The organism is Curvivirga sp. (genome assembly GCF_965219885.1).
Taxonomy (GTDB): Bacteria; Pseudomonadota; Alphaproteobacteria; order UBA8366; family Aestuariispiraceae; genus Curvivirga.
Genome location: NZ_CBDCOT010000007.1, coordinates 471,399 through 497,648 on the forward strand (window position 1 = coordinate 471,399; position 26,250 = coordinate 497,648).

The following is a 26,250-nucleotide window of genomic DNA, read 5'->3' on the forward strand; positions in this document are numbered from 1 at the left end:
TTAGAATGTGAAGTTTTCACCAGCTGGACGTATTTCACCGATCTGGAAGTCTCGACGGTTTGTCAAAGGAACAGAAATATATTGTGCGGCCTTTTCAAGAGAATCCCCGTCCAGAACACCAATTTGACGTAATGTTGCGGTGAGCATGGCTTCGGCGCCACGGGTGGAACCATCATCGCATTTTAGCGCAATACCAAGGCCATATTCTGGAAGGGCAGCACTAAAGAAACCTTCTGCACCTGTTTTTAGAAATACTTTATCTTTTAGTATCTCCATCATGCCGGTGCAATAACGGCCCGTGCCAGCCACATTAAATGGATGCTTGAACACGGAAGAGGCAATGCGTTGGCATGCTTCTGCTTTTGCAGGTGGTAAATCATCAGGAACTGCAAAGCGGGCAAATCCATAAGCCGTATTTTCAAGTGGTACTGCCCAAGTTGGTGCAGAACATCCATCTCTATCTACCGCTGCGCCATTTAATGAAATACCACACATAAATTCCATTGTGCCTTTGATGCGTTGTTGTACAGCATGTGTTTGTTCCACATACCCCTTTGTATCAACACCAAGCTTTTTTGCTAACGCTAGCATACCAGCATGTTTACCGGAACAGTTATTATGCAGTTGATTTGGCGCTAAACCTTTTGCGGCTAGTTCGCGCGCAGCTTCATCAAGCATTGGCCAATGTGCGCCACATTCCAAATCATCTTCATCTAGTCCCATTTTTGCAAGCATGCTTGCTGCAGTTTTAGTATGAACTTCTTCCCCGCCATGAGACGCAACAGACAATGAAATTTCATCGTCACTAAAGCCAAATTCGTCAGCTGCACCTGTTTCCAGCATCGGTAGCGCTTGGAACGCTTTTACAGAAGAGCGCCCATAAACAGGCTGGGTGATATCACCCCATGCGGCTTGAACATTACCTTGAACATCAACAACAGCGATGCTGCCACGATGACGACTTTCGACAATGCCACCACGTGTCACTTCGACCAAAACCGGGTTGCAGCCGGAAAAATCCAGTTTCAAATTGGCACGTTTTTCATCAGGCAAGTTATCATTGCTCATGTCTTTAGGCTCCATCACCGCGAGAATTTAGTGGTTTTTGTTCTTTTATTGCTTCGAAAGCTTTTTATTCATTGGCTAGAACTTGCCTTTTTAGGGCAAAATATGCAAGAACCCTCTGCAAGAAATCATTTCCTTTTATATTGATATAGAATTCAGGTCTGAAGGAGGCCTTATCCTTATGCGTGGTTATTTCGGTTTAGGTGTTGAAGGTATTTCCAAACCAAGAAATGTTGGCAGTCTTTATCGTTCTGCCCATGCCTTTGGCGGTAGCTTTGTGTTTGCGGTTGCGCCAGCGGTGAATGTGCGTGAGGTTTATCAATCTGACACATCCGAAGCCGCAAAGCATATGCCACTTTATGAATATGGAAATGCGGATGATATTCAACTGCCAAAAGGCTGCAAATTAGTTGGTGTAGAATTATGTGATGATGCGGTTTGGATGCCAAGTTTCCGCCATCCATTGCAGGCAGCATATATCCTTGGCCCAGAACGTGGTTCTCTGTCCCCTGAAATTCAGGAAAAATGCGATCACTTGGTGAAGATTCCGACTAAATTCTGTGTGAATGTCGGGATTGCAGGGGCGATTATGCTTTATGATCGCCAAATTAGTCTGGGTCGTTGGGCCGATCGTCCTATCCGTCCGGGTGGTCCGACAGAAGCTTTACCTGAACATGTGCATGGCGGTCAGATCATTCGATCTCGTGAATATACATATGATGATAAGGGCGAATAGGTTTCTACTTTCCTTCGACCATAGAATCGCCATAGTTTATGTCTAGATTTTAATTTAATCGCCTCCCTTTGATTCGAATTGAATTTGGGGGCGTTTATCTATGAAATGTTTGGATGGAGACTTCAACGCATGATGTCACGCGTATTAAAAGCAACTACATTGCTTCTTGGAACAGGCCTTTTAGTAGCATCCCCGGCTTTGGCTGCGGGGGATAAAGACCTTGGTGTATTTAAGAAATGGCAAGCACATTCTTATACCGAAGGTGGTGGCAAAGTATGTAATATGTGGTCCCGCCCAACCAAACATGAAGAAGGCGGTAAAGCACGCGGTGAAATCTTTGCCTTTATCACTCATCGTCCAAATGACAGTCGTTACCATGAAGTAAGCCTTGGTATGGGGTATCCTTTGAAAAAGGACTCTCGTGTGAAGGTGAAAATTGGCGGTAAGAATTTCGAATTCTTTACCCATGGGTCCGTGGCTTATGCCTTTAAGAAAGATGATAAGGCGATTGTAAAAGCTATGCGCGGTGGGAATACAATGGTTGTTTCTGGCGTATCGCAACGTGGTACAAAGACCAAAGATACCTATTCTTTAAGTGGCTTTAGTAAAGCAAATAATGCCGTGAATAATGCGTGTAACGTAAAGAAGCCTTAGTTCCTTAAGGCTTCATTTTATCTTTAAAATTTAATCTTCAACCGTTAAGGCTTTGTCCAATTCAGCTTCAAGTTTGATGAAGTTTTCCGGAATTGGTAAGCCTTCGGCGCGCATCATTGAAATCTTCTGACGCAAGCGGATCTGAATTTCATGCACGTCATCTGGTTGCTTATTCATTTCTTCGATCAGAAGGTTGGCTTCTGCGGTATAATCAACTGTTTCTTCGGTCATGAAGGTATCTCCTTGTTTATATAGATATAATACCAACCCTAGAAAGTTTTGGGAAATGATTTAGAACAGTTTTTCAGAAACTTTCATAATTGATACTCAACGCTTTAAGTAATAACGCTTTCTTTTTTATGCTAATAATGTTACATACGCGCCAACTGAGAAGATGTTGGTAAATGCCTTATTGTAATGCGCGAAACAGATGCGCCACTTCTTGGTTTTCAAAAATTGATATATGATGGATCGACTTAAATGTTTCGGGCTGGATGAACAGCACCGAACTGGAATTATTGAAAATGTCTGAAGCTGAAATTTTAAACGTTGAAGAAGCGCCTAAAACTTCCTGTCCAAAGGTTGCGCCTGCTCATAAAGAAGGGCAACAGGCAGAAGTAGACACGCGTAAAAACCTTATTGGCATGGATAAAGAGGATATGCTGGAAGCTGTCCTTGAAATGGGCGAGGCCAAATTCCGTGCGAAGCAACTCTTCCAGTGGGTTTATAACCGTGGTGTGACTGATTTTAATGATATGACCAATATGGCGAAGCCTTTGCGCGCTAAAATGGCTGAACATTTTAAAATTGAACGCCCAACGATTTCTGTGCATCAAAAATCAAAAGACGGCACTCAGAAATGGTTGCTGAAATATGACGACGGGAATGAAGCAGAAACCGTTTATATCCCCGAAGATGATCGCGGTACCCTTTGTGTGTCTTCCCAAGTTGGTTGTACATTAACCTGCACCTTCTGTCATACAGGTACGCAGAAACTGGTTCGTAACCTGACGCCGGGCGATATTGTAGGGCAGGTGATGTTGGCGCGTGATGCACTTGAAGAATGGCCAGCATCCAGTATTGACCGTCGTTTGACCAATATTGTGTTTATGGGGATGGGGGAACCTCTCTATAACACAGATAACGTGATCAAAGCGTTAAAGATTTGTATGGATGGGGAAGGCATAGCACTTTCCAAACGTCGTATCACTGTCTCTACCTCTGGTGTGGTGCCGGATATTGCCCGTATCGGTGATGAAACAGGCGCACTTTTGGCGATTTCCCTACATGCCACAAATGATGAATTACGTAACAAAATCGTGCCGATTAACCGTAAATGGAATATCGAAAAGCTTTTGGAAGCAGTGCGCAATTATCCAGGACTTAGCAACTCTTCCCGTGTGACATGGGAATATGTGATGTTGAAAGATGTGAATGATAGCGAAGATGACGCACGTCAGTTGCTTAAACTTCTTAAAGGCATTCCATCAAAAGTAAACTTGATCCCGTTCAACCCGTGGCCCGGTTCTGAATATGAACAATCCACACCGGAACAGATCAAAAAATTCGCTGATGTAATCTGGAATGCAGGCTATAGCTGTCCGGTACGTAAAACACGAGGGGAAGATATCTTGGCGGCTTGTGGCCAGCTAAAATCTGAAAGTCAACGCGTGCCACTACGCTTACAAAAACAGTTTGAAGCACAACGCCTTGAAAAAGAACGCGAAGCGGGTTTGCCTTCAATTTAATGTATTTTGGTTTAAGTCAAAAATGTCAGTAACTGAAATTCTTAATCGACAGTTAAATATTATAAATCTAAGCGTAAATGAGTTTTCGGCTAATAAGATTGGATTAGGCAGATTAATTAACGTTCTAGAAGGAACCTGTTTAGTCATATCGGATTTTGAGACGATATTATCTGATCGAATTATGGAGATTAGTAGTCAATTGGAAAGTATATATGCATGTGCTTTAGCAGAAAAAGAGAGTGGTCGAAATTATGATGACTATCTACAGAGCAATGCAGATGAAATTAAAAAAAGTATTGAGCAACTAGAGGCTCTTCTGCAATAGGGAATTTTCTGGCGATATTGAAGAAACAGGGCTTGTTCAAAGCCGCGTTTTCCCTATACTCGCCTTCCAGTTTTAAGAGACAGCTTTCGGGCTGTTTGGAAATCTCTTTTTGAGGGGCTTTAAGCATATGTCTAAAGATGTGAAAAAAGTTGTCCTTGCCTATTCCGGTGGTCTGGACACATCTATTATTCTTCGTTGGTTGCAAGACCATTATGGTTGCGAAGTTGTAACTTTTACCGCTGACCTTGGTCAGGGTGAAGAGTTGGAACCGGCACGCCAAAAAGCTGAGATGATGGGTATCAAAGATATCTATATTGAAGATTTACGCGAAGAATTCACACGTGACTATGTCTTCCCGATGTTCCGTGCGAACGCACTATATGAAGGCACATATTTATTGGGCACTTCTGTGGCACGTCCATTGATCTCCAAACGCCAAATTGAAATCGCGTTGGAAACAGGTGCAGATGCTGTATCCCACGGGGCGACAGGTAAAGGTAACGATCAGGTTCGTTTCGAACTTGGTTATTACGCGCTTAAGCCAGATATCAAAATCATTGCGCCTTGGCGTGAATGGGATTTGACCAGCCGTACAAAGCTGATCGATTATGCTGAAAAGCATCAAATTCCTGTTCCAAAAGATAAGCGTGGCGAAGCACCATTTTCACAAGATGCGAACCTGCTTCATATTTCTTCAGAAGGTAAAATCCTTGAAGATCCATGGGTAGAAGCAGAATTGGATCATATCCTATCCCGTATGGTTTCTCCATATGCGGCACCGGATAAGCCAGAAGAAATCACAATTGATTTTGAAGCTGGTGATCCAGTTGCGATCAATGGTGAGAAAATGTCCCCTGCGACCTTGCTTGCGAAACTAAACGAACTTGGTGGTCGTAATGGTGTTGGTTGTATCGATATCGTGGAAAACCGTTTCATCGGTATGAAGTCCCGCGGTATTTACGAAACACCGGGTGGCACAGTGTTGTTCCACGCACGTCGTGCGATGGAAAGTCTGACTTTGGATCGTGGCGCAATGCACACCAAAGATGAATTGATGCCGAAATATGCTGAGCTTTTATATAACGGTTTCTGGTTCTCTCCAGAACGTGAAATGCTTCAGGCGGCAATTGATAAATGTAATGAAAAAGTGACAGGTACAGTTCGCATGAAATTGTATAAAGGCAATGTGATGATCACAGGCCGTAAGTCACCATATAGCTTGTATAACGAAGGCATGGTTACATTTGAAGAAGATGACGTTTACGACCAACGTGACGCAGAAGGCTTCATCAAATTAAACGCCTTGCGTTTACGTCTTCGTAATATGCATGGTAGCGATTAAGTTAGTCACATTGCTATGCTATGATGTATGAAAGGCGGGGAGCAATCCTCGCCTTTTTTAATGGGTGATATATCGTGTTGTGAGCGTTGTTGCATTTCGAACAAAGCAAATATCATCGTCATTCCATCGCATGCATTTGTTTTTGGTTTCTACGCAGACAACACCGATGGGCTGCAAGTTTTTATGTAAGGTATAATCAAGCAATGATTGAATACCATAAACGTCAAAGTAGTTATCGACTAGCTCTCTTAAAGCGTGATGATTACGCACATCTGGTGCATTAAGAAATACATTTTCACAAATTTCTTTAAAGTAACCTGGGCAATCTTTGAGGTCATCAGCAACAATAAAATTATCTATTTCCACATCATAAAATTTCTGCGGAACTAATTTGTCTTTTGCCTCATTGAAATACCAAACACTTACATAATCAGCATCAAGTTTTTGTGCTAAGGTTATGCAAAGCGTTTCATAAAGTTCATCTTGGGAATAGTAGCCATCTTTTCTAATTTGGTCGAGTAAAGTAACGAGTTTATCCATATTTTTCTTCCCCAAAGTAGAATAATTCTAAGGCGGAAGTTTTTGGAAGTCTATAATTATGTCCGTAAATAACGCTATTGTGACTTAAAGAAGCGTTATCATGAGGCTATAGGCAATTAGCCACATTACAATACCAATGCCGAAATCAAGGATTTTCCATGAGATGGGTTTTGCAAAAATTGGCGCTAACCATGCCGCACCATAGCCCAAGGTATAGAACCATGCCATTGATGCAATCACCGCACCACCAGCAAAATAGATGCGTTCATCTGTCGGATGTTGACCTGCAATGCTGCCTAACATCACCACTGTATCCAAATATACATGTGGATTAAGCCAAGTTAGGGCCGCGACAAGTGCAATTGCTTTCCATAAGGATTTAGGACTACTTTCTTTTGAGGCAGAAAGACTTTCTCCCTTAAATGCAGACCGAAAGCTGTTAAAACCAAACCAGATGAGGAATAAACCACCGCCAATTGCAGCAATTTTTGTGAAAGTTGGATTACTGGAAACAAGTGTTCCCATACCGGCTGTTCCGGCGACAATTAGAAGCGCATCCGATAAAAAACAAAATGTACTAAGGGCAAAGACATATTCCCGCTTCAAGCCTTGCTTAAGGATAAAAGCGTTTTGGGCCCCAATTGCGATGATCAGGCCAGCACCAAGCAAGAAGCCCTGAAGGGCTGCTGTATAAAGCGGAGACATATTCTAATTCCTTGAAAATTATTCAGGTAAGATCAATGAAAAACTGTCATAAAGGCTATCGGGAAGATTGTCATCTCCAAATGCATAACCTTCACGTCGCGGGTCTGTACCAGAGCGATAGGAGCCGTTTTTTAATCGTTCAATAATATGGACCCCACTTACCATCTGACGCGTGGAAACCTTGTAACCCCGGTCCCGCATATCTTCTACTAACTCCGGGACAAAACCATTTTCTTCCAGTTCCAGTTTTGTGTTCCGGTGCAAAAAGCGCGGCATATTGGCTGCTTCCTGTGCAGTTTGTTGCCAATCAAGCATAGCAACAAGGCTTTGGGCGGTATAGCCGATAATGCGGCTGCCCCCAGGAGATCCGGTAAGAACCTTTAGGTTACCTTCTTTGTCTAACACAATTGTTGGCGCCATTGAACTACGTGGCCGCTTTCCTGGCTCAATACGATTGGCAATTGGTTGACCATTTTTAAAGCCCGTGATGGCAAAATCGGTCAATTGATTGTTTAACAGAAAACCTCCGACCATTTGATGAGATCCAAAGGCTGTTTCAATACTGGTCGTCATGCTTGCAGCATTGCCATATTTATCAACAACGACTAAATGAGTGGTAGAGGGGAGCTCAATTGCATTATCAGCAGCTCGGTTATAAGCATGATCCAGAACGGGTTGTCCCGCTTCTGCTTTTACTTTTGGGTGGCGGGAGAGGTCCATTTCAAGTGCACGTGTGTGAAGATAAGCTTCGTTAATAAGCTCATCAACAGGAACTTCCACAAAATCTGTATCGCCGATATAATGATTACGATCTGCAAAAGCTAACTTCATAGCTTCTGCAAATAGCTGAATTGAATCCGCACTTGCTGGTTTTTGTTGATCTATATTGGTTGCGTCCAAAATTCCCATGATCTGGGCAACAGCGATACCACCAGAAGAGGGCGGAGGCATGCCGCAAATATCGTATAGATCCCTATATTCCAAACAGGTTGTGTTACGTATTTTAGCCTTATAACGGGCCATATCAGATAGATTCATGCTGCCTGGATTTCCGGGGGCTTGTTGTACAGCGCGGACAATTTCTTTGGCAATATCACCTTGGTAAAATGCGGCCAGACCGTTATCCGCCAGATGGTGCAAGGTATCTGCATAAGCTTGATTTTTTAAAATTTCACCAATGGCTGCTGGTTGGTTATTCGTCCCATAGAAATAGGTATGAGCTGTCATACCTGATGTGAAATACTTATCATTGGATAAAAGCTGATGTAAACGCGGACTGACAGGAAAGCCATCTTCAGCCAATTTAATTGCAGGCGCCATGATTTCGGATAATGGCAGGATTTCGTATCCTGAGTTTTGCGCCTCCTGACGCGCAAGTTCAAACATACGTAATAGGCCTGGAACGCCAACAGAGGCACCACCAACCACGGCTTCCATAAATGTTTTTGCATCTCCATTAGGGTAGAAGAAGAATTTAGGGTCGACGCCAATTGGGGCTGCTTCCCGACCATCAAACGCTTGAATTTTTTTTGTGCTTTTATCCCAATGAAGTAAAAAACCGCCTCCACCAATACCGGATGATTGGGGTTCAACTAAGTTAAGGACAAGCTGAGCTGCTAATAATGCATCAATTGCGCGTCCACCTTTTTTCAAGATTTCTGCCCCGGCATAAGATGCGGCTGGATGCGCTGTTACAATCATGAAATCGTTTGATGTGGTTACAGGTTTAGCAGATTGACCTGTATAGAGCTCGGGTGCGATCGTTTCTTTCCCACCAGTTTTATCTAATGGGTTAACCGCATGATTTTGGGATAAGGTTTGATTGAGGTTTTCAAAACTTTCACTTAACAACGCCCCGCCAAGCAGACTGCCTCCACCAATAAGGAGTGTAAGTGCTGTTGCTGCAAAGAGACCTCGTTTTTTGAATTTCATCAACTTACCCCTATAAAACCACATTGATTTATACCTATATCATAAGTGTGGCGGAAAAAGGGTGAATATCAAGAGAAATTTACAACTTATCGAGTAACTCTTCAAAGCGTTTGATAAATGCGTCCTTTGCCTGTTTAGGGGATTGTAAATTAATTTTATAATCATCTATTATTTTTGGCTTTCGCCATAGTTTGTTTGCCTCAGAAGTCGTGAAACCTGCTAGTTGTATGGCTTCAAAATATGCAGAAGCCCGATCTGCCCGTTTGATTAATTTTTCAATACTCTCCGGAATTTTGGGCGGGAGGCCAAAACGGATATGTATTGCTGTTTGGAGGCGATGTTCCAAATCTCTATAATTAATTCCAATAGCGGATTTAAATGGTGAAATCATATCACCAACCACATATTCGGGGGCATCATGAAGTAAACTTACCAATCGCCATTTTATCGGCAGATCTGGTTTTAATCTGCCAACAAAATCTTCTACGACTATACTATGTTGAGCAACAGAGAATGCATAAGCTCCCTCTGTTTGACCATTCCATCTTGCTACCCTGGCAAGACCATGGGCAATATCTTCAATTTCAATATCCACGGGGCTAGGGTCTAAAAGATCTAATCTACGACCACTTAACATACGTTGCCAGGCGCGTGGTTCCAATTCAGCTTTTCTCATTTTAGGAACCAGTTTTAAGATTTAAATTAGGGCGCTTGATTGATCTTAGCGGCGTACCTTCTTGTTCCTCAATATGGGGTAACAAAAACTCTAGATAATGTGCACAAGTCATCATTTCCGTGGCATTGGCGTGTAAGGCAATATCATTACCATCATAAATAGCCACATGACCTGGCCAAAACAAAAGATCCCCAATTTGAATGTTATCTAGTCCATCGACCTCTTCTTCAAAGAAAGCCTCCTGCATATCTGTATCGCGGGGAATAATGTGGCCTGCTGCATAAGCCGCCATTTGAATAAGGCCTGAACAATCAACACCAAGATGTCCGTTTCCACCCCAAATATAAGGACTGTTTAGATAAAGTTTTGCTGCAGCTTGAAATGGTAAAGTGTATTCATTTAGGGAGATCAAATGTTTTGAATATACCCATCCACCACAGGATAACTGGCTGAATTTTCCATCTGTATTAATGACCTCTACTTCACTATTGAGTGACAGTTGGTCTATGATCAGCGTTTTTAGACTTGCTTCTTTAAAAATCGAACTACGTAATACATTAACGCGATGGGTCAAATTAGGCTTTTCTTTAGTAAAGCATTTTGCTTCGCAATAACCTACATATCTGTCCCGTAAGCTTTGGACCCAGCACCAACCATTTTTTTCTTCGAATATGTGAACTTCTTCACCTCGAAGTAACTCTTTATCTACCGGATGTTCACAGCCAGGGCCACGTCTTAAACTGGCAATAGATACAAGGGTTGTTGCCATTTCTGCTTGGATAAAGCGAGATGCATCTACCTTGCCTTTCAAAGTAATATCAGCAAGATCAGGACGCCATGCATTAAGTCTCTTATCCAATTGAATTGTCATGAATATATATATCCTTCATGAAAGTATGTAGAAGGATAAGTATCACAATCTCTTTGGGGATAATCAATAGGTGAGGGCGTTTTATTTAATAGTCTGAAAATTTTACGGTAACCATGGTGCCAACATTTTTTCGGCTTCTAAATTCAAGTTCTGCACCCATTTCATCCACTAGTCGCTTTACGATAGGTAAGCCTAGGCCACTTCCTTGATCACCACGTTTTTCCATATCTTCGATTTGTGCGAAAGGCTCCATGATTTTCAAGATATCTTCAGCAGATACACCAAAACCGTTATCTTTCACGACAAGGATTAAAGCACCTTCTTCGCGGTCAACGATTGCTTTCACACATACATGACCGCCTTTGGGGGTAAACTTAATGGCATTGGAAACAAGATTATGAAGGACTTGACGCAATCGCGCCGGGTCGGTTTTAAGAATTGGAAAATCTTCGTCAATTTGGAATTTTATATCAACTTCCAACTCATCTGCGAGGGAAGATAAGCCTGTTATAGTAGTACCAATAACATCATTCACATCCACGTCTATCTTTTGAGCTGGAAGTGGTTGCGCATTTACCAGATTTTGATTCTTACTTTCGGTAAGTTCGCGTTCACATATCTGCAGAAGATGTTGTGTTGATTCATATATGAAGTCTGCATATTCTTTATACCGTGGATCAGAATGAGCACCAAATTGCTCATTTTTGAGGATCTCAGAAAAACCCATCATAGAATTAAGCGCATTTTTGATTTCATGAGCAATTTCACCCATGCGCTGTGCATTTGACAGGCGGACACGTTTATTTTCTTCGATTGCAGCTTCTAACGCAGTCTCGGCTTTCTTTAGAAGTGTCTTTGATGATTTGTCAGTCATCTACTCAATCACAGTTTTATAATTAGCTTATATTAATATAAGTCTTTGACAAGAAATGTCTATTAATTAAAGCCAAGAAGTTATTCCAGGTTAGGATCCCACCTCTTCACGATGGCGTTTTTTTAATATCCATGCTGCCACAGGTATCCAAGCCAACCCAGCGATAGGATAATATGCCAGTTCAATAAAGTCTGAATCTACTGGGATAAAACCACCAATATACCACGCAAGAAGAATATAAAAGATGATCCATGAAACCAGCAAAAATGCTGTTACAGCTCTATAACCTGCAGACATAGTCGTCCTATAAAACGAATTAAAATTTAGTCGAATAATTTATCAATATCATCCTGGGAAATCGAAGTTTCCTCAGGTAGGGCAGGGCCGTTTAACAAAGCTGCATCACCTGTTGGTTCATCATCTTTTGCAAAACCAACGGCCATATCTTCAATTTCATCGCGACCCCATAACTCTGTCAGCGCATCAACACGTTGCTCAACAAATTTCATGGAGCGAACAATCTTAGTTACGCGTTGACCAGTAATATCTTGGAATGTACATGCTTCCATTGCGTGCATCGTGTTTTCAGAAATCTTATCACATAACTCATTACGTTTCGCGTCGTCAGATGCATCGCGCAAACCATCGATGACACTTTCAATATTCTCGACTGATTCAAGAATTGAGTTTGTTGCACTTTCTGTTGCACCAACGATCTCATCTAGTTGATCAGACATGCTTTCAAAGCGAGTTTGGTCATTTTCACGTTGTACCATATGGGCAATTTCTTCACGAAAACGACGGATATATTGTACAAGGCTTACAATTTCCGCTTTTAGTTTATCATCATTTTCGTTGATATTTACCGTGGCTACCATTTTAACTCTCTGTCAAATCTTTATATTTTATTGAATCGATTGCTTACTATCACTTTCTAAAACAGACTTGTCAAACTAAGAGAAGGCTTTAAATGTGATAATTGTGAATGTGTCTTTTACGCCAGGTAAAATTTGAATCGCCTCGTTCACAAAATGACCGATATCTTCATCTTTTGGCAAATAACATTTCATCATCAAGTCATAATGCCCGGACGTGGAATATACTTCTGATACTTGCTCAACTTCGCTTGCTGCGTCAGCTACTTCATATGCACGTCCTAGCTCAGCTTTCACTTGGATGAAAATTGTTTGCATAAGTTATCCTCGTCTGATCAGAAAATCATATTTAAATTTATTTAAAGCTTCTTAAAAGGAAGGCTGGTACATTCGGAGTTTGCCCAAATGGCATATCAAATTCAGGTTCAATTCCGATTTCGAAATCCTGATCACGATATTTTTTGCCTCTTTTACGGTTTCCGCGATCTTTGCGGTTATTGTTAGAAGCTTGCTTGGTTATAGCAGTATCATCTGCGTTTCTATCCTCTTTACTGCGGGGTTCCATCCCTTCCAGAACGGGAAGTGCAGAGCCAACAATTTTCTCAATTGCGGATAATAATTTCTCATCATGATGAGTTACTAGCATATAAGCAGTACCTTCGCGTCCAGCACGACCTGTACGTCCAATACGATGTACGTAATCTTCGGCATTCACAGGAACATCGTAGTTAAATACGTGACTCACTGCCGCGATGTCTAAGCCGCGAGCAGCAACATCGGAACAGACCAGGAATTTTACTTCACCAGTTTTAAACTTTTCTAGCCATTCCATACGTTTATGTTGATCCATGTCACCATGTAGGGCGCCAACAGAAAAACCTTTTTTCTCTAAACTCTTATGCAGGTTTGATACATCACGTTTACGGTTGCAGAAGATAACACCATTTTGAATATTATCTTCCTTCAACCATTTCTCCAGAACACTACGTTTCTGGCGTGGCCCTACATGGGCAATACCTTGTGTAATTGTTTGTGCGGTGGAAGAAGGCGGATCCACTGTTAATTCTTTTGGGTTTGACAAAAATTTGTCAGCCAAATTACGGATTTCCTTTGGCATTGTTGCGGAAAACATAACTGTCTGCCGCATGGAAGAAACCATACCAATAATTTTTTCCACATCAGGAATGAAGCCCATATCAAGCATGCGATCTGCTTCATCAATTACCACAATTTTGGTATCGGACAATAATACTTTGCCGCGATCGATATGGTCCATAAGACGGCCAGGAGTTGCAATTAACACATCAGCACCACGATCTAGAACTTTTTCCTGTTCGTTAAATGATACGCCGCCAATTAATAAAGCCATTGATAGCTTATGATACTTACCATATGTCTCAAAATTATCAGCTACTTGTGCGGCAAGTTCGCGTGTAGGTGCCAAGATAATGGATCGAGGCATCCGCGCACGCGCACGGCCATGTGCCAAGATGTCAATCATTGGTAAAGTGAAGGATGCCGTTTTACCCGTCCCTGTTTGTGCACATCCCAAAACATCCCTGTTCATCATAATGAAAGGAATAGCCTTTTCTTGGATTGGGGTCGGGGTTGTATAACCTGCATCGCTTACCGCACGCAGAACTTCAGGACCAAGTCCTAAATCTTCAAAGCTTGTCGCCATAAAGTCTCGCTTCTAATTGATGATATAGCCGACGCCATCAATGAGGAGGCGGATATATATCTTGAATATTTCTGAAATACCTAACTTACAGTTTACACTGAAAGCGAAGGGGATACTAGGGTCTGGTGGCAATCTGTCAATCTTTCCTGCAGAAAAAACAGTGATATTCATGTTTTTCCTATATAAATATTGTCAAAACGTTGCTTTTTCGCAACGTGCCCAATAGGTTATCTAGAGAATTTGACAGAAGTTCTTGTGTTTGAGGAGGTTCATGAAATGTTAATGAATACTAATTCTTCATCTTTATTAGTTGTGGATATACAGGAGCGGCTCCTATCCGCAATGTCCGAACCTCGAAAAGTTATTGATAATACTCAAATTTTACTTCAAACCGCCCTGCAACTTAAAGTCCCTGTCTATGTGTCGGAACAATACCCAAAAGGGCTTGGTCATACGGCACAATCATTGGAAGGGTGTCTTAAAGAAGCAAACGCGCAAGTTTTTGAGAAAATTAATTTCTCCTGTTATCGAGAGGCCAATATCCGAGAAGCGATTAGTCAGAAATCTGAAAGAAAACAAATCGTCATTTGTGGAATGGAGGCGCATGTCTGTGTTTTACAGACAGCAATTGAATTCCAGCAAGCTGGATATAATGTGTTTTTGGTAACAGATGCAATTTCGTCTCGAACCGAAGAAAGCAAAAAAATTGCCTGTATGCGTATGCAAGAAACAGGTGTGACATTGGTATCCACTGAAATGGTAGCTTTTGAATGGATGGGCAAGGCAGGTACAGATAGTTTCAGATCTGTATCTGCGCTGATTAAATAAATAAGAAAGAGATGAAATGTCTAAAACGCCTTTGGTAATGGTGCCGGGTTTATTATGTGATGAACGTCTTTGGGGACACCAACTTAAGTATCTAGCTGATGTTGCAGATATGCAGGTGGGGGATACCATACAAGATGATAGTGTTGAAGGTATGGCTAAGCGTATCTTAGACAATGCGCCGGACAAATTCGCATTAGCTGGCTTGTCTATGGGCGGGTATGTGTCTTTGGAAATTTTACGCCAAGCACCTGAACGCGTGCTGAAACTCGCGTTAATTGATACTTCTTCCAGACAAGATAGTGATGAGCAAAAACGTCGTCGTCGTGGATTGATTTCTTTAACTTCAAAAGGCCGTTTTAAGGGGGTGACCCCACGTTTATTACCTATGCTTATACATCCTGATCGCATGGAAGATGAAGCACTAACAACAACGGTTATGGATATGGCTGCGCAAGTAGGGCAAGAAGCTTTTGTGCGTCAACAAACAGCTATTTTAAACAGACCAGATAGTCGTGATGATTTATCCGGTTACAATATACCATCATTAGTTATTTGTGGTCGGCAAGATGAAGTTACGCCTTTGGCGTTATCTGAGGAGTCATCTAGTTTGTTACCAAATTCGCGTCTTTGCATAATCGAGGAATGCGGACATCTTGCTACTTTGGAGCGCCCATTTGCGACGACTGCGTTAATGCGAGATTGGCTAGAAAACTGGTGAACCAAAAGTTTTAGCATCGTGTTGCAGGTATACCACAACCATTGAATGGATTGTTGCTTTTATATAAAATACTATGTGCAGCAAGGCCAATAGCATCTTTAAATTCATTAGATGTAGCCTTCACAGGTTGATTAAACTCAGTTGTAATATAGCTCCATGCTTTATCTTTGCGACAAAATGCAAGCTGAGCGGACTTAATTGAGTTTGCATCAGATGAATTTTGTAATGAAGGTGTATCTTCTGAGCAAATATCCCATGCAGAGGTGTTTTTTGTCGGATTCACATTGATGACAAAGGAAATTTCTTGTTGGTCTTTGGCATCGATCGCAGACACAAAAGTCGCATGCCTGAAGCGATGCATACCTGAATATTGTTCAGTCATAACTTCGATTATATCAGCGCGCATGTCGTTATTGGAAACCCCTTTCGCATTCAATACCATAGGGTATTTTTCTTTTAGAAAAGCGAAGTCGGAGTTGTTAAAACGACTGGTGATACTTTGATTATATGAAATCGTTGTTGAAAAGCAGCCGGAAAGAAATGTAGCGGATACTGCGAATATCCCTATTGTAGTTATAAAAGAACGCATAGCATCTTCCTTCAATTACCCATATTAGTAAGATATGGGTAACTTATTATGAGATCACAAGTCTAAATCTTCAACAAAGGCTGCATTCTCTTGAATGAAATCATAACGTTTTTCTGGCTTTTTACCCATAAGGCTATCAACCATATTCGCAGTTCTTCGTGATTCTTCTAACTCATCCTCATTTCTACGATTAGGCACCTGAACCTTGATCAATGTACGCTTGCTTGGGTCCATTGTGGTCTCTTTAAGTTGACCAGGAGGCATTTCACCTAGACCTTTAAATCGACTAATATCGATTTTTCCGCGACCCTTAAATTCAGTCGCGATTAACTCATCTTTATGATCGTCATCACGGGCATACATAGTCTTACCACCTTGAGAAATCCGATATAGCGGTGGCAGCGCCAAGAATAAGCGACCTGCTTCCACAAGGCCGGCCATTTCTCTATAGAAATATGTCATAAGCAGGGAGGCGATATGTGCACCATCCACATCCGCATCAGTCATGATGATGACACGTTCATAACGTAGATTTTCAAGCTTGAAGTCACCTTTTGTACCGCATCCCAATGCTTGACCAAGATCTTTAAGTTCTTGGTTTGCTTGCAATTTATCTGCGCTGGCACTGGCAACATTCAGGATTTTACCACGTAGAGGAAGGATAGCTTGATTTGCACGGTTACGTGCTTGTTTAGCGGAACCACCCGCAGAATCACCCTCTACCAAAAATATTTCGGTGTTATCTGATGATTTACTAGAACAATCAGCCAATTTGCCAGGAAGACGCAAACGACGCGTGGGTGTCTTGCGGCGTTGTTCTTTTTTAATACGACGGTTTTGACGCTCAGCAACGCGCTCAAGAACATATTCTAATAAGTCGTTGGCACTGGCAGGGTCTTCTGTAAGCCAGATGTCGAAGCGATCCTTAATCGCAGTCTCAACCAATTTAGTTGCTGCAGGTGAAGCTAGTTTATCTTTCGTTTGTCCTTGGAATTGTGGATCGCGGATAAATACAGAAAGTAAACTACTGGCTTCACCCATCACATCTTCACCAGTGATTTGAGAGGCTTTCTTATTGCCAATCATCTCACCATAGGCACGTAAGCCTTTACCGATGGAGGAACGCAAACCAGCTTCATGACTGCCACCTTGTGGTGTTGGAACAGTGTTACAATAAGAGCTGTTAAAACCATCACCATCATGTGTCCAGCTAATGGCCCATTCAACGCGCCCTACATCGTCTTCTTCACGCATTTCACCAGCAAAGGGACGTGGTACGACAGTGGCACGTTGGCCAATAGATTCTTGCAAATAATCAACCAAACCACCAGGGAAATGTAAGCTGTCTTTTTCTGGTGTTTCATCACCGTCTTTGATCAATTCAGCTGCACAAGTCCAACGAATTTCAACACCTTTAAATAAATAGGCTTTTGAGCGAACCATACGATGCAAGGTTGCTGGTTTGAAATGTGCGGTTGCGCCAAAAATCTCATGATCGGGTAGGAAGGTAACGCTTGTTCCTCGACGATTTGCAATTGCACCCATATTTTCAAGGGCAGTTGTAGAATGACCACGGCTATATTTTTGACGATATAGTGTTTTATCGCGCGCAACTTCGATGACCAGATACTCTGAAAGGGCATTTACGACGGAAATACCAACGCCATGCAAGCCACCTGACGTTGCGTAAGCTTTGCCTGTAAATTTACCGCCTGAGTGCAAAGTCGTTAAAATAACTTCGAGAGCTGATTTATCTTTATATTTTGGATGTGGATCAATCGGAATACCACGTCCATTATCTCGAATAGTCACGGACCCATCAGCATTAATCATCACTTCGATACGTGTTGCATGACCCGCCACGGCTTCGTCCATGGAGTTATCGAGAACTTCAGCGACCAAATGATGTAGGGCACGTTCATCGGTTCCCCCGATATACATACCCGGGCGGTGGCGAACTGGTTCCAGGCCTTCTAGAACCTCGATATCTTTTGCTGAATAGCCCTCTTGGGTTTCAGCAGTGGCGGTATTAAATAAATCAGACATGCGGTATATTATAGAGACGCTCTACTAGTAGACAAGCATCATAATGTGTAAAAATTGTTAAACTATACACTATCTTGTGGATAACCCTCTTGTGAGCCACTTATTCCCCCGATAGTATCCTTATTAGTTCGGAAGGCTAGGGGGATTCTTTAGAGAATGAAAGAAAATCACGATGGATAATGTGACAGAACCGAAAGGTGAACTTGTTTTAAGAACATTGGCTATGCCAGCAGATACGAATCCGGATGGCGATATTTTTGGTGGATGGCTTCTGTCTCAGATGGATATTGCTGGTGGAATTGCAGCTAGGCAAGCTACCAAAGGACGTGTGGCAACGGTGGCAGTGGATGCTATGGTGTTTCATAAACCCGTTTCAGTGGGAGATGTGATGTGCTGTTACGCGTATAAAGAGCGAATCGGGACAACATCCATAACATTTAGTATTCAAGCATGGGTATTGCGCAGTCATGGAAGCAATGGTGTTGAGGCACGTGAACTTGTAACAGAGGGCAAGTTTACCTTTGTTGCCTTAGGCGAAGATCGCAAAAAACGAGTGATTGAGAAATAGAGAGATTCATTCAAAGCGCGACCGGCGAGCTAATACATACACTAGTTATGCAACATCGCGCTTTTGACCCATTTGTCTTCTGCAACATAGCGCGGCCAATCTTCCCAAAAACCTTCAAAAACACCAGTTTGTTGATGAGTGAAACGGCCATGTGTGCGTTTTAACAAGATATGTCGAACACTAAATGTATCGCCTTGCCGGAAACAGATATACCAAACACCAATTCCTTCAAAATCCATATCAATAGGTATATCATCGGGATTAATTAATTGTTTTCTTTCATATTGATCGAAAACAACAGGGCCTTCTTCTGGCATATTTAGGTCATAAACGGAATAAACCATGACATCTGCAAAGCGCGCCTGCTTACGGATTTCTGCGGCCAGGCGTTCTTTTAGATGGTCTCTGTAATTTTTGGTATCTTCGCCCATAAAGGTAAAACCCTAACATGCTGAAAAATGATGCATTTAATCTAGGTGATTCGCTAATCTGATTTCAATAGTCAGAATTGAAAATATGAAAGAGATACGCCTAACGTGTTCGGCGTAAATTCATACTGATCCGATGTTTTGGTGCTTTTGACCCACCATTTCCACCATCATCGGGTCCTTCGGGATCGTCATCTGGTTTCATGTCGGTTAATAAAACTTTCGGCTGTGTCGAAGCTGGTCTAGATTTGTAAGTCTTGCTTTGTTTATGGGACCGCAACATAGAATGATCCATTGTTGGACGACCATATAAATAGCCCTGACCGAAATCGATTTCCAAAGATTCCATCAGGCGGGCTTGGTCTGGATCTTCGATCTGCTCCGCAATCAATTTACAGCCCAATTGTTTACCATTTTTTATAATGGATTTCAGCATGGCCATATCGCGTGGATTTTCCGCGGCCTCACGCACAAATTTGCCGTCAATCTTTAGATAGTCGACTTGTAGATCATATAAAGACTGGAAAGAGGTAGAACCAGCACCTACATCATCCAGACAAACTTCGATACCTTGTGCACGGAAGTCTTGTAAGGTTTTGTTAAGTTTTTCAAAATTACTAACTGCCACTGTTTCGGTAAGTTCAAGCATCAATTGTTTTTTTACATTTTCAAATGGCTTTAGAACTTCCTTAAAACCATCAAGGAATATCTTACTGGACATGGAACGCGCAGAGATATTAATCGCAACTTTGGGGCGCCAGCCAGATTTGGCATGATTATCCAGATCATCCAATACTTTTTGAGCTAAGGCTAAGTCAAAATCTTCGATTAATCCGACTTCCTCAGTAAAGGTAATAAATGACTGTGGAGAAGAGAGGCCTGTTACGCGTGTAAGCGCTTCCAAATGATGTGGTTCTTCCATGTATAGATCTACAATTGGCTGATACACCACATCGAAGTTTTTCTTTTCAATGATTTCACGCACGTTGCTGATACGAGATAATGTATCAGACATCATTTCTTTCGCACTGCTTTGTAGGGAAGAGATTGAGAAATTCGCAGGGTCTTCTTCAACAAACTTCTTGATGGAATAAGAAAGTGCTTTTGCCGCATCTTCTTCATCCAACTCACCTGGATCGAAATCAATGGCAAAAGATTTTGCTTCTGTTGCACCGTCCAGCTCTTCTTCAACTATTTCATTGATGCGTGAACGTACTTCTTCTTCTGTAACATTAGCACCATGAAGCAAACCGAATTTCTCAGTATCGAATTGTGTTGCTGTACCGCCATCAAGTGATATTGCACGCATATAAGCAGCGATTTTATCAAGCGCACGTGATAGGGCAAAAGGGTCACCTGTTTTACTGATCTCTTCCAAGCCATCGATCACAAACATGGTCAGCTTGCTTTCTTGCCCCATCCGATTGGAAGTTTCCAATTGTTCTTTCGCAGCATCTGCAAAAACCTTTTTATCCAAAAGGCCTGTTTCTTCATCTTTTTTATGATGACTACTTGCACCGACAGATTTCGGTGGGATGGTGAAAGCTAAATTAATCGTGGAGGGACTGTCTGGCATAATAAAGCCACCAACCATCAATGTGATTTCGTGACCACTAGCTGTGTTCAATTTAAGTGGGCGCGGATCAATACGATGATGAATAAAGAGATGCTTTAAAATTTCTTTAAAATAATCACGATCCGCAGCCACAATAAATTGAATAAATTTTTCACCCAGAAGGGTATATGCTGGGCCTTTTCTGAGGGCGCTAGACGCACCAGCAGCATAAGTGATCGTACCTGTACGGTCGACTTCTAAAAATAAATGTGCAGAAGCAAAAGCGAAGGCAATATAGCGGTCACGATTTTGTTTGATTGTTGAAATCAAATTTTGCGTGCTTGTTGCCAAAGATGTTTTTTTGGATGCGCTCATTCTCTGCCTTAAATTATTATTTAGAATGTTTGCCATGTCAGATAATTACGTTATCTAACATTTGAAATGAAATTTCAATTCAATATTACTATAGTAGTCACAAATATTAGTAAAAGTTAATTATAATATGTCTTAAAATACAGCCTATCTTACAAGTGGTAATCCAAAATGGAAAGTCCCGATCTAATGGAAATGACTATATTTTGTGCAGCCTGACATCGTATAAGTGACAGCGTATATAAGGTAGGAATGGTTAATAAATCGTTTATAGGATTATTTTTTTAAAAGAAAAACCCGGCCAATTTGACCGGGTTTCCTCTGTATCTACGATAGACGTAAGCCGATATTAGCAGCTGTAGTACATGTCGAATTCTACAGGATGAGGTGTCATTTCGAAGCGTTGTACTTCTTCCCACTTCAAGTTCATGTATGCATCCAACATTTCTTTGTCCATTACGTCGCCTTTCAGCAAGAACTCGTGGTCTGCTTCAAGTGCTTCTAGAGCTTCACGTAGGGAACCTGCAACTGTTGGAATGTCTTTCAATTCTTCTGGTGGCAAATCATATAAGTCTTTATCCATTGCTTCACCTGGGTGAATTTTATTTTGGATACCGTCAAGACCAGCCATCAACATAGCTGTGAACGCCAAGTACGGGTTTGCTGTTGGATCTGGGAAGCGTACTTCAACACGTTTGCCTTTTGGATTTGCAACATATGGAATACGGCAAGAAGCAGAACGGTTACGTGCGGAATAAGCCAACAATACTGGTGCTTCGAAACCTGGAACCAAACGCTTATAAGAGTTTGTGGATGGGTTTGTGAACGCGTTCAATGCTTTCGCGTGCTTAATGATACCACCGATGTAGTATAGGCAAGCTTCAGACAAATCAGCATAACCAGAACCAGCAAACATGTTTTCGCCGTTTTTCCAGATAGATTGGTGACAATGCATACCGGAACCGTTGTCATTCACGATCGGCTTAGGCATGAAGGTTGCTGTTTTACCGTAAGAATGTGCAACCATGTGAGTTACATATTTAAAGATTTGCATCTTGTCGGCAATGTCGATCAATGTGGAGAATTTCATACCCAATTCATGCTGGGATGGCGCCACTTCATGGTGGTGCTTTTCCATTTCCAAGCCCATTTCGATCATAACGGAAACCATTTCCGCACGAATATCTGTGCCAGAGTCAACTGGTGCAACTGGGAAGTAACCACCTTTATGACCAGGACGGTGACCCATATTGCCACCTTCATATTCTGAATTGGAATTGTATGGGCCTTCTTCGGAATCCAAAGAGTAAGACATTTGTTGTTGTTCTGTGGACCAACGTGCATCATCAAAGATAAAGAATTCTGCTTCTGGGCCAAAGTATACTGTATCGCCGATACCTAGGGATTCTGTATAAGCCAAAGCTTTTTTCGCGATGGAACGTGGGTCACGATCATATGGAAGACCTGTGGAAGGTTCCAAAATGTCACAGAAAAGGATCAATTGAGGTTGTGCTGTGAATGGGTCCATAACAGCTGTTTCTGGATCTGGCATCAAAATCATGTCTGATTCATTGATTGCTTTCCAACCAGCGATGGAAGAACCGTCGAACATTACGCCATCTTTGAAGATGTCTTCGTCAATGGTGCAAACATGCTGTGCTGTATGCTGCCATTTACCACGTGGGTCTGTGAAACGGAAGTCCACATATTCCACGTTATGTTCTTTGATCATGTCTAGTACTTTTTGAACCGCGTCAGACATATTTTTATCCTCTTAATGTTAAGTGTGGTTGCCCACATTTGACCCTGTTCGTCTGGGTCGGGTTTTACCTTAACTTATCCTTAGATCCCACAAGGATAAGTCACTGTTCGTATTTCTATAATTAGATCGCATCCGATCCTGTTTCGCCTGTGCGAATACGGATCACTTCATCAATTGTAGAAACAAAAATCTTACCGTCGCCAATGCGACCTGTATGTGCAGCATTCTGGATAGCTTCAACAGCATTCGCAGCCAGCGCATCATCCAAAACGATTTCCAATTTTACCTTTGGTAGGAAATCCACAACATATTCTGCACCACGATATAATTCGGTGTGACCTTTTTGACGACCAAAGCCTTTTGCCTCAGTAACTGTAATACCTTGGATGCCTACGTCATGTAGGGCTTCTTTTACTTCATCAAGCTTAAATGGCTTGATAATCGCTTCGATCTTTTTCATTTACATTGTCTCCAGCTAGCCGGGCCAGTTCTTCTGTTCGTCATATAATCTTGAAAGAATATCTTTCAAATTTTCTCACTATATGGCAAGTCCTGTGCCAGTTTTTATCATATATTAAATTATTGATTTATAATGATAAATTTTTGTGATGGTTAAAATATGTGCAGTGTATTGTGCCTAAAAATTAATCATTTGTTCAATTTTTACTCAGAATATCTTTTTGCCTGATGATTTGACTCATAGGTTGCGAATAAAATCATCAATTCTCTTTATCGCCTCTTGAATATTCGCCAAACTATTGGCGTAGGACAGGCGGATATATCCTTCGCCATAGTCGCCAAAGCTCGTGCCGGCTATAGAGACGACATGGGCCTCGTTAAGAAGGCGGTTTTGCATTTCAAGCGCGCTTAACCCGGTTTTCTTAATATTTATAAATGCATAAAAAGCGCCCGCAGGTGTGATGCAGCTGAGTTTAGGAATTTGATTAATCGCTTTGGCGATATAAATCCGTCTTTCATCAAAAGCATGGAGCATATCGTCAACGGCATCTTGTGGACCATTTAAGGCTTCTAATCCTGCATATTGTGCGGCTGCATTGATGCAGGAATGGCTGTTGATGCAAAGGCGTGTTGCATGGTCAATTAACTTATCAGGCCAAACGGAGAAACCCATTCGCCATCCGGTCATGGCATATGTCTTGGACCAGCCATCAAGTAGGATGGCTCGATCCCTTAGATGCTCATATTCTAAAATGGACTTATGTTTCTGCCCATTATAAAGCATGCGACTATAAATCTCATCCGACATGATTGCCACATTCGGAAAAGCTTTTAAGCCTTCAGCCAGTTTATCTAACTCTTCTATCGGTGTAACACCGCCTGTTGGGTTGGCAGGGCTATTGATGATAATAAGGCGGGTTTTGTCTGTAATCCGTGACAGTAAATCATCCGCAGAAAAAGCAAACTGATTTTCTTCCAATAAAGGGTAGGGGCATGCGGATGCACCTGTATAATTTATTGCGGAGGCATAAATGGGAAAACCCGGATCCGGGTATAAAATTTCACCGCCCTTTTCACCGAATATTAAAATAGCGAGCCACATGGTAACTTTGCCGCCTGGGACAATCAGCACATTGTCCAGGTTAACATCTGTTTTATATTGGCGGTGTAAATAATGTGCCACGGATTGACGGAGTTCAGGGATACCATTGGCTGCAGTATATCCGTGGGCGCCATTTTTTAAGGCCTGAATGCCTGCCTCAACAATATGATCAGGGGTAGGGAAGTCAGGCTGGCCGATGCCAAGGTTGATCATATGATGTCCCGCTGCTTCGATCTCAGCTGCTTGGGCCATTACAGTGAACGCGGATTCGGTCCCAAGGCGGGAAAGATTCTCGGCAAGTTGCATAATTTACCCCTGTCTTTTGAATATGTTGTTATAATGTTAGGGGTAAGCTAACTGCTTTTGAACGAAGAATGAAAGAAAAAGTGGGGAAAAATAATTTTTCCGTTATAGAATGCATAAAAATGTAAATTCGTCTCTTGACGTTAAGGGGCGCAGCAAGTAAAAGCCCTCTCACGCGAGCGATAGATGCTCCGAACAAATATACAGTGGTGGCTATAGCTCAGCTGGTTAGAGCGCCGGATTGTGATTCCGGAGGCCGTGGGTTCAAGTCCCATTAGCCACCCCACTTCTCCCATAAAAAATAAAGATTATTTTTCGACATTCAATTTTATATTGAATTGATTTTTTGTGTTTGATTCTATCTCTACTGCCAGTTTTTTGTACTCTGCTGTGATATGTTAACTTAAGATAGATTTGTCATAAGCTTTTTTTTGGGGGGTATTTCATGACTATCAAGCATGAATGGCGCAAAGCGGAGAAGGGTGTTTATTTACCTAAAGCCAAACCTGTTTTGGTTGATCTGGCACCTATGAATTATATTACTATTGAGGGTGCAGGAAGTCCTGAAGAAGAACGGTTTGGTCGTTGTATCAGTGTGTTATATCCTTTGGCTTATGCGATTAAAATGAATTTAAAGAAACTAGATAATCCCCCGAAAGGTTATCTGGATTATACCGTCTATCCACTGGAAGGGTTTTGGGATTTAAATGAGACGGCACAACAGAATTTCACCGGACAAGTGAATAAGGATGATTTTGTTTACAAATTAATGTTGCGCCAACCCGATTTTGTAACTCGTGAATTTTTTGATGAAATGAAACGGGTGGTTAAAGAAAAACTTTCCAGGAAGGGGGAGGAGACAGATTTTGTGGAGCATGTTGTCTTTGAAACGATCTCAGAAGGTCGATCATTACAGATGTTACATGTGGGCAGGTTTGCAGATGAAGACCAAAGCTTTAAAATCATGGAAGATTATGCTGATGAGAATGGTTTGACCCGCCAATCAAAAGCTCATAAGGAAATTTATCTTTCTGATTTTAGAAAGGTACCAGAAGAAAAGTTAAAAACTGTGCTGCGTTTCAAGGTGGTTTAGGCAGATGGATCAAAAAGTTCAAAATCTGTTAGAAGATATAAAATTAAATTCTGACGAAAAATTTCAAATGGTGGAAGGGATAAGATCGCTTTTCCTGAAATCGGGTGCTGACTTTAATGAGGCTGTAAAATATGGCGGGTTAACTTATAGCCTTGCAGATGATCTTGCGGGAGGCATCTTTATTTATAAAGAGCATATTTCTATTGAGTTTAGTCATGGAGCTAGCTTCTTAGATGAGAACAAAATTCTTGAAGGCGGTGGTAAATATCGTCGGCATATCAAAATCAGAGAAATGCTTGATCTTGAGAATAAGCTGGTCGCATCATTTATTCAGCAAGCTATCAAATATTTAAATTAATTATCGATAAACGATAATTATATATTGTAATAAGATAATTTTTAT

General features: G+C 41.7%; 29 protein-coding genes and 1 tRNA gene. 11 read left to right on the plus strand and 19 right to left on the minus strand.

The annotated features are described in order from the left end of the window. A complete protein-coding gene (locus ACOQOA_RS02330; RefSeq protein ID WP_420547053.1) occupies nt 1-1,068 on the minus strand; it encodes an asparaginase in 1,068 nt (355 codons plus the stop codon). 178 nt (nt 1,069-1,246) lie between these two features. On the opposite strand from ACOQOA_RS02330, the gene ACOQOA_RS02335 reads away from it, so the two are divergent. Continuing rightward, nucleotides 1,247-1,801, plus strand: a complete 555-nt coding sequence (locus ACOQOA_RS02335) for an RNA methyltransferase (protein WP_420547054.1) — start codon at nt 1,247-1,249, stop codon at nt 1,799-1,801. A gap of 129 nt (nt 1,802-1,930) precedes the next feature. Then, entirely contained in the window at nt 1,931-2,455 is a 525-nt protein-coding gene (locus ACOQOA_RS02340) for an invasion associated locus B family protein (protein ID WP_420547055.1), read from the plus strand. Nucleotides 2,456-2,485: 30 nt separating this feature from the next. Here the strand turns inward: ACOQOA_RS02340 and ACOQOA_RS02345 are convergent, their stop codons facing one another. Then, on the minus strand, nt 2,486-2,686 hold the full coding sequence (locus ACOQOA_RS02345; protein ID WP_155156846.1) for a hypothetical protein: 201 nt from the start codon (nt 2,684-2,686) through the stop codon (nt 2,486-2,488). A 293-nt stretch (nt 2,687-2,979) separates the two neighbouring features. Here ACOQOA_RS02345 and rlmN point away from each other — a divergent pair, with 293 nt between their 5' ends. The 3 genes from rlmN (at nt 2,980) to ACOQOA_RS02360 (ending at nt 5,870) form a co-directional block, all read left to right on the plus strand. Continuing rightward, nucleotides 2,980-4,203 (plus strand): 23S rRNA (adenine(2503)-C(2))-methyltransferase RlmN, encoded by a 1,224-nt coding sequence (gene rlmN / locus ACOQOA_RS02350; protein ID WP_420547056.1) that lies wholly within the window; start codon nt 2,980-2,982, stop codon nt 4,201-4,203. A 22-nt stretch (nt 4,204-4,225) separates the two neighbouring features. Next, a complete protein-coding gene (locus ACOQOA_RS02355) occupies nt 4,226-4,528 on the plus strand; it encodes a hypothetical protein (RefSeq protein WP_420547057.1) in 303 nt (100 codons plus the stop codon). A 127-nt stretch (nt 4,529-4,655) separates the two neighbouring features. Next, a complete protein-coding gene (locus ACOQOA_RS02360; protein ID WP_420547058.1) occupies nt 4,656-5,870 on the plus strand; it encodes an argininosuccinate synthase in 1,215 nt (404 codons plus the stop codon). Between the two features lie 57 nt (nt 5,871-5,927). Here the strand turns inward: ACOQOA_RS02360 and ACOQOA_RS02365 are convergent, their stop codons facing one another. The 10 genes from ACOQOA_RS02365 to ACOQOA_RS02410 form a co-directional block, all read right to left on the minus strand. Then, a complete protein-coding gene (locus tag ACOQOA_RS02365) occupies nt 5,928-6,410 on the minus strand; it encodes a GAF domain-containing protein (protein WP_420547059.1) in 483 nt (160 codons plus the stop codon). A gap of 84 nt (nt 6,411-6,494) precedes the next feature. Further along, a complete protein-coding gene (locus ACOQOA_RS02370; RefSeq protein ID WP_420547060.1) occupies nt 6,495-7,115 on the minus strand; it encodes a LysE/ArgO family amino acid transporter in 621 nt (206 codons plus the stop codon). A gap of 18 nt (nt 7,116-7,133) precedes the next feature. Beyond that, nucleotides 7,134-9,047, minus strand: coding sequence for a gamma-glutamyltransferase (ggt, locus tag ACOQOA_RS02375; RefSeq protein ID WP_420547061.1), 1,914 nt, complete (start codon nt 9,045-9,047; stop codon nt 7,134-7,136). A gap of 79 nt (nt 9,048-9,126) precedes the next feature. Then, nucleotides 9,127-9,723, minus strand: coding sequence for a hypothetical protein (locus ACOQOA_RS02380; RefSeq protein ID WP_420547062.1), 597 nt, complete (start codon nt 9,721-9,723; stop codon nt 9,127-9,129). Nucleotide 9,724: 1 nt separating this feature from the next. Continuing rightward, nucleotides 9,725-10,594: an NlpC/P60 family protein gene (locus ACOQOA_RS02385; RefSeq protein ID WP_420547063.1), complete on the minus strand. Its 870-nt coding sequence runs from the start codon at nt 10,592-10,594 to the stop codon at nt 9,725-9,727. An 85-nt stretch (nt 10,595-10,679) separates the two neighbouring features. After that, nucleotides 10,680-11,468, minus strand: coding sequence for a sensor histidine kinase (locus ACOQOA_RS02390; protein ID WP_420547064.1), 789 nt, complete (start codon nt 11,466-11,468; stop codon nt 10,680-10,682). A gap of 90 nt (nt 11,469-11,558) precedes the next feature. Further along, nucleotides 11,559-11,765 (minus strand): DUF2842 domain-containing protein, encoded by a 207-nt coding sequence (locus tag ACOQOA_RS02395; protein ID WP_420547065.1) that lies wholly within the window; start codon nt 11,763-11,765, stop codon nt 11,559-11,561. A gap of 26 nt (nt 11,766-11,791) precedes the next feature. Beyond that, nucleotides 11,792-12,346, minus strand: a complete 555-nt coding sequence (locus tag ACOQOA_RS02400) for a protein phosphatase CheZ (protein WP_420547066.1) — start codon at nt 12,344-12,346, stop codon at nt 11,792-11,794. A gap of 75 nt (nt 12,347-12,421) precedes the next feature. Beyond that, entirely contained in the window at nt 12,422-12,661 is a 240-nt protein-coding gene (locus ACOQOA_RS02405) for an Lrp/AsnC ligand binding domain-containing protein (RefSeq protein WP_420547067.1), read from the minus strand. 37 nt (nt 12,662-12,698) lie between these two features. Further along, the gene (locus ACOQOA_RS02410; protein WP_420547068.1) at nt 12,699-14,024 is read right to left on the minus strand and encodes a DEAD/DEAH box helicase; all 1,326 of its coding nucleotides are present in this window, start codon (nt 14,022-14,024) and stop codon (nt 12,699-12,701) included. Between the two features lie 282 nt (nt 14,025-14,306). Here ACOQOA_RS02410 and ACOQOA_RS02415 point away from each other — a divergent pair, with 282 nt between their 5' ends. Together ACOQOA_RS02415 and ACOQOA_RS02420 are read left to right on the plus strand one after the other, a co-directional pair. Further along, nucleotides 14,307-14,852 carry a hydrolase gene (locus ACOQOA_RS02415; RefSeq protein WP_420547111.1) on the plus strand — a complete coding sequence of 182 codons (546 nt, stop codon included), beginning with the start codon at nt 14,307-14,309 and terminating at the stop codon, nt 14,850-14,852. 16 nt (nt 14,853-14,868) lie between these two features. Continuing rightward, nucleotides 14,869-15,570 (plus strand): alpha/beta fold hydrolase, encoded by a 702-nt coding sequence (locus ACOQOA_RS02420; RefSeq protein WP_420547069.1) that lies wholly within the window; start codon nt 14,869-14,871, stop codon nt 15,568-15,570. Between the two features lie 10 nt (nt 15,571-15,580). Here the strand turns inward: ACOQOA_RS02420 and ACOQOA_RS02425 are convergent, their stop codons facing one another. Both ACOQOA_RS02425 and parE read right to left on the minus strand, forming a co-directional pair. After that, the gene (locus tag ACOQOA_RS02425) at nt 15,581-16,159 is read right to left on the minus strand and encodes a hypothetical protein (RefSeq protein ID WP_420547070.1); all 579 of its coding nucleotides are present in this window, start codon (nt 16,157-16,159) and stop codon (nt 15,581-15,583) included. A gap of 54 nt (nt 16,160-16,213) precedes the next feature. Next, nucleotides 16,214-18,205 (minus strand): DNA topoisomerase IV subunit B, encoded by a 1,992-nt coding sequence (gene parE, locus ACOQOA_RS02430; RefSeq protein ID WP_420547071.1) that lies wholly within the window; start codon nt 18,203-18,205, stop codon nt 16,214-16,216. Between the two features lie 172 nt (nt 18,206-18,377). Here parE and ACOQOA_RS02435 point away from each other — a divergent pair, with 172 nt between their 5' ends. Next, nucleotides 18,378-18,773 (plus strand): acyl-CoA thioesterase, encoded by a 396-nt coding sequence (locus ACOQOA_RS02435; protein WP_420547072.1) that lies wholly within the window; start codon nt 18,378-18,380, stop codon nt 18,771-18,773. Nucleotides 18,774-18,814: 41 nt separating this feature from the next. On the opposite strand, the gene ACOQOA_RS02440 is transcribed toward ACOQOA_RS02435, so the two are convergent. The 5 genes from ACOQOA_RS02440 to ACOQOA_RS02460 form a co-directional block, all read right to left on the minus strand. Beyond that, on the minus strand, nt 18,815-19,204 hold the full coding sequence (locus ACOQOA_RS02440) for a hypothetical protein (protein WP_420547073.1): 390 nt from the start codon (nt 19,202-19,204) through the stop codon (nt 18,815-18,817). A gap of 100 nt (nt 19,205-19,304) precedes the next feature. Further along, nucleotides 19,305-21,131, minus strand: coding sequence for an EAL domain-containing protein (locus tag ACOQOA_RS02445; RefSeq protein ID WP_420547074.1), 1,827 nt, complete (start codon nt 21,129-21,131; stop codon nt 19,305-19,307). A gap of 346 nt (nt 21,132-21,477) precedes the next feature. Further along, nucleotides 21,478-22,890: a type I glutamate--ammonia ligase gene (gene glnA, locus ACOQOA_RS02450; protein WP_420547075.1), complete on the minus strand. Its 1,413-nt coding sequence runs from the start codon at nt 22,888-22,890 to the stop codon at nt 21,478-21,480. Nucleotides 22,891-23,011: 121 nt separating this feature from the next. Beyond that, nucleotides 23,012-23,350 carry a P-II family nitrogen regulator gene (locus tag ACOQOA_RS02455; protein WP_420547076.1) on the minus strand — a complete coding sequence of 113 codons (339 nt, stop codon included), beginning with the start codon at nt 23,348-23,350 and terminating at the stop codon, nt 23,012-23,014. 237 nt (nt 23,351-23,587) lie between these two features. Continuing rightward, the gene (locus tag ACOQOA_RS02460; RefSeq protein WP_420547077.1) at nt 23,588-24,757 is read right to left on the minus strand and encodes a pyridoxal phosphate-dependent aminotransferase; all 1,170 of its coding nucleotides are present in this window, start codon (nt 24,755-24,757) and stop codon (nt 23,588-23,590) included. Between the two features lie 206 nt (nt 24,758-24,963). Between ACOQOA_RS02460 and ACOQOA_RS02465 the strand changes: the two genes are divergently transcribed. The 3 genes from ACOQOA_RS02465 to ACOQOA_RS02475 all read left to right on the plus strand — a co-directional run bounded on the left by ACOQOA_RS02465 (nt 24,964) and on the right by ACOQOA_RS02475 (nt 26,205). Beyond that, nucleotides 24,964-25,040: transfer RNA gene (locus ACOQOA_RS02465), tRNA-His, on the plus strand. 159 nt (nt 25,041-25,199) lie between these two features. After that, nucleotides 25,200-25,847 (plus strand): GyrI-like domain-containing protein, encoded by a 648-nt coding sequence (locus ACOQOA_RS02470; RefSeq protein WP_420547078.1) that lies wholly within the window; start codon nt 25,200-25,202, stop codon nt 25,845-25,847. Nucleotides 25,848-25,851: 4 nt separating this feature from the next. Next, nucleotides 25,852-26,205 carry a DUF1801 domain-containing protein gene (locus tag ACOQOA_RS02475; protein WP_420547079.1) on the plus strand — a complete coding sequence of 118 codons (354 nt, stop codon included), beginning with the start codon at nt 25,852-25,854 and terminating at the stop codon, nt 26,203-26,205. The last annotated feature ends 45 nt before the right edge of the window (nt 26,206-26,250 follow it).

What these genes read in the sequence shown, in the direction of transcription:
- ACOQOA_RS02470 (WP_420547078.1), top strand. Translation starts at nt 25,200, where the DNA reads ATGACTATCAAGCATGAATGGCGCAAAGCGGAGAAGGGTGTTTATTTA.
- glnA (WP_420547075.1), bottom strand. Translation starts at nt 22,890, where the DNA reads ATGTCTGACGCGGTTCAAAAAGTACTAGACATGATCAAAGAACATAAC.
- ACOQOA_RS02455 (WP_420547076.1), bottom strand. Translation starts at nt 23,350, where the DNA reads ATGAAAAAGATCGAAGCGATTATCAAGCCATTTAAGCTTGATGAAGTA.
- ACOQOA_RS02370 (WP_420547060.1), bottom strand. Translation starts at nt 7,115, where the DNA reads ATGTCTCCGCTTTATACAGCAGCCCTTCAGGGCTTCTTGCTTGGTGCT.
- ACOQOA_RS02440 (WP_420547073.1), bottom strand. Translation starts at nt 19,204, where the DNA reads ATGGGCGAAGATACCAAAAATTACAGAGACCATCTAAAAGAACGCCTG.
- ACOQOA_RS02420 (WP_420547069.1), top strand. Translation starts at nt 14,869, where the DNA reads ATGTCTAAAACGCCTTTGGTAATGGTGCCGGGTTTATTATGTGATGAA.
- ACOQOA_RS02355 (WP_420547057.1), top strand. Translation starts at nt 4,226, where the DNA reads ATGTCAGTAACTGAAATTCTTAATCGACAGTTAAATATTATAAATCTA.
- ACOQOA_RS02390 (WP_420547064.1), bottom strand. Translation starts at nt 11,468, where the DNA reads ATGACTGACAAATCATCAAAGACACTTCTAAAGAAAGCCGAGACTGCG.
- ACOQOA_RS02330 (WP_420547053.1), bottom strand. Translation starts at nt 1,068, where the DNA reads ATGAGCAATGATAACTTGCCTGATGAAAAACGTGCCAATTTGAAACTG.
- ACOQOA_RS02475 (WP_420547079.1), top strand. Translation starts at nt 25,852, where the DNA reads ATGGATCAAAAAGTTCAAAATCTGTTAGAAGATATAAAATTAAATTCT.
- ACOQOA_RS02400 (WP_420547066.1), bottom strand. Translation starts at nt 12,346, where the DNA reads ATGGTAGCCACGGTAAATATCAACGAAAATGATGATAAACTAAAAGCG.
- ACOQOA_RS02335 (WP_420547054.1), top strand. Translation starts at nt 1,247, where the DNA reads ATGCGTGGTTATTTCGGTTTAGGTGTTGAAGGTATTTCCAAACCAAGA.
- ACOQOA_RS02395 (WP_420547065.1), bottom strand. Translation starts at nt 11,765, where the DNA reads ATGTCTGCAGGTTATAGAGCTGTAACAGCATTTTTGCTGGTTTCATGG.
- ACOQOA_RS02345 (WP_155156846.1), bottom strand. Translation starts at nt 2,686, where the DNA reads ATGACCGAAGAAACAGTTGATTATACCGCAGAAGCCAACCTTCTGATC.
- ACOQOA_RS02415 (WP_420547111.1), top strand. Translation starts at nt 14,307, where the DNA reads ATGAATACTAATTCTTCATCTTTATTAGTTGTGGATATACAGGAGCGG.
- ACOQOA_RS02405 (WP_420547067.1), bottom strand. Translation starts at nt 12,661, where the DNA reads ATGCAAACAATTTTCATCCAAGTGAAAGCTGAGCTAGGACGTGCATAT.
- ACOQOA_RS02380 (WP_420547062.1), bottom strand. Translation starts at nt 9,723, where the DNA reads ATGAGAAAAGCTGAATTGGAACCACGCGCCTGGCAACGTATGTTAAGT.
- ACOQOA_RS02365 (WP_420547059.1), bottom strand. Translation starts at nt 6,410, where the DNA reads ATGGATAAACTCGTTACTTTACTCGACCAAATTAGAAAAGATGGCTAC.
- ACOQOA_RS02460 (WP_420547077.1), bottom strand. Translation starts at nt 24,757, where the DNA reads ATGCAACTTGCCGAGAATCTTTCCCGCCTTGGGACCGAATCCGCGTTC.
- ACOQOA_RS02385 (WP_420547063.1), bottom strand. Translation starts at nt 10,594, where the DNA reads ATGACAATTCAATTGGATAAGAGACTTAATGCATGGCGTCCTGATCTT.
- ACOQOA_RS02340 (WP_420547055.1), top strand. Translation starts at nt 1,931, where the DNA reads ATGATGTCACGCGTATTAAAAGCAACTACATTGCTTCTTGGAACAGGC.
- ACOQOA_RS02410 (WP_420547068.1), bottom strand. Translation starts at nt 14,024, where the DNA reads ATGGCGACAAGCTTTGAAGATTTAGGACTTGGTCCTGAAGTTCTGCGT.
- ACOQOA_RS02425 (WP_420547070.1), bottom strand. Translation starts at nt 16,159, where the DNA reads ATGCGTTCTTTTATAACTACAATAGGGATATTCGCAGTATCCGCTACA.
- rlmN (WP_420547056.1), top strand. Translation starts at nt 2,980, where the DNA reads ATGTCTGAAGCTGAAATTTTAAACGTTGAAGAAGCGCCTAAAACTTCC.
- parE (WP_420547071.1), bottom strand. Translation starts at nt 18,205, where the DNA reads ATGTCTGATTTATTTAATACCGCCACTGCTGAAACCCAAGAGGGCTAT.
- ggt (WP_420547061.1), bottom strand. Translation starts at nt 9,047, where the DNA reads ATGAAATTCAAAAAACGAGGTCTCTTTGCAGCAACAGCACTTACACTC.
- ACOQOA_RS02445 (WP_420547074.1), bottom strand. Translation starts at nt 21,131, where the DNA reads ATGAGCGCATCCAAAAAAACATCTTTGGCAACAAGCACGCAAAATTTG.
- ACOQOA_RS02435 (WP_420547072.1), top strand. Translation starts at nt 18,378, where the DNA reads ATGGATAATGTGACAGAACCGAAAGGTGAACTTGTTTTAAGAACATTG.
- ACOQOA_RS02360 (WP_420547058.1), top strand. Translation starts at nt 4,656, where the DNA reads ATGTCTAAAGATGTGAAAAAAGTTGTCCTTGCCTATTCCGGTGGTCTG.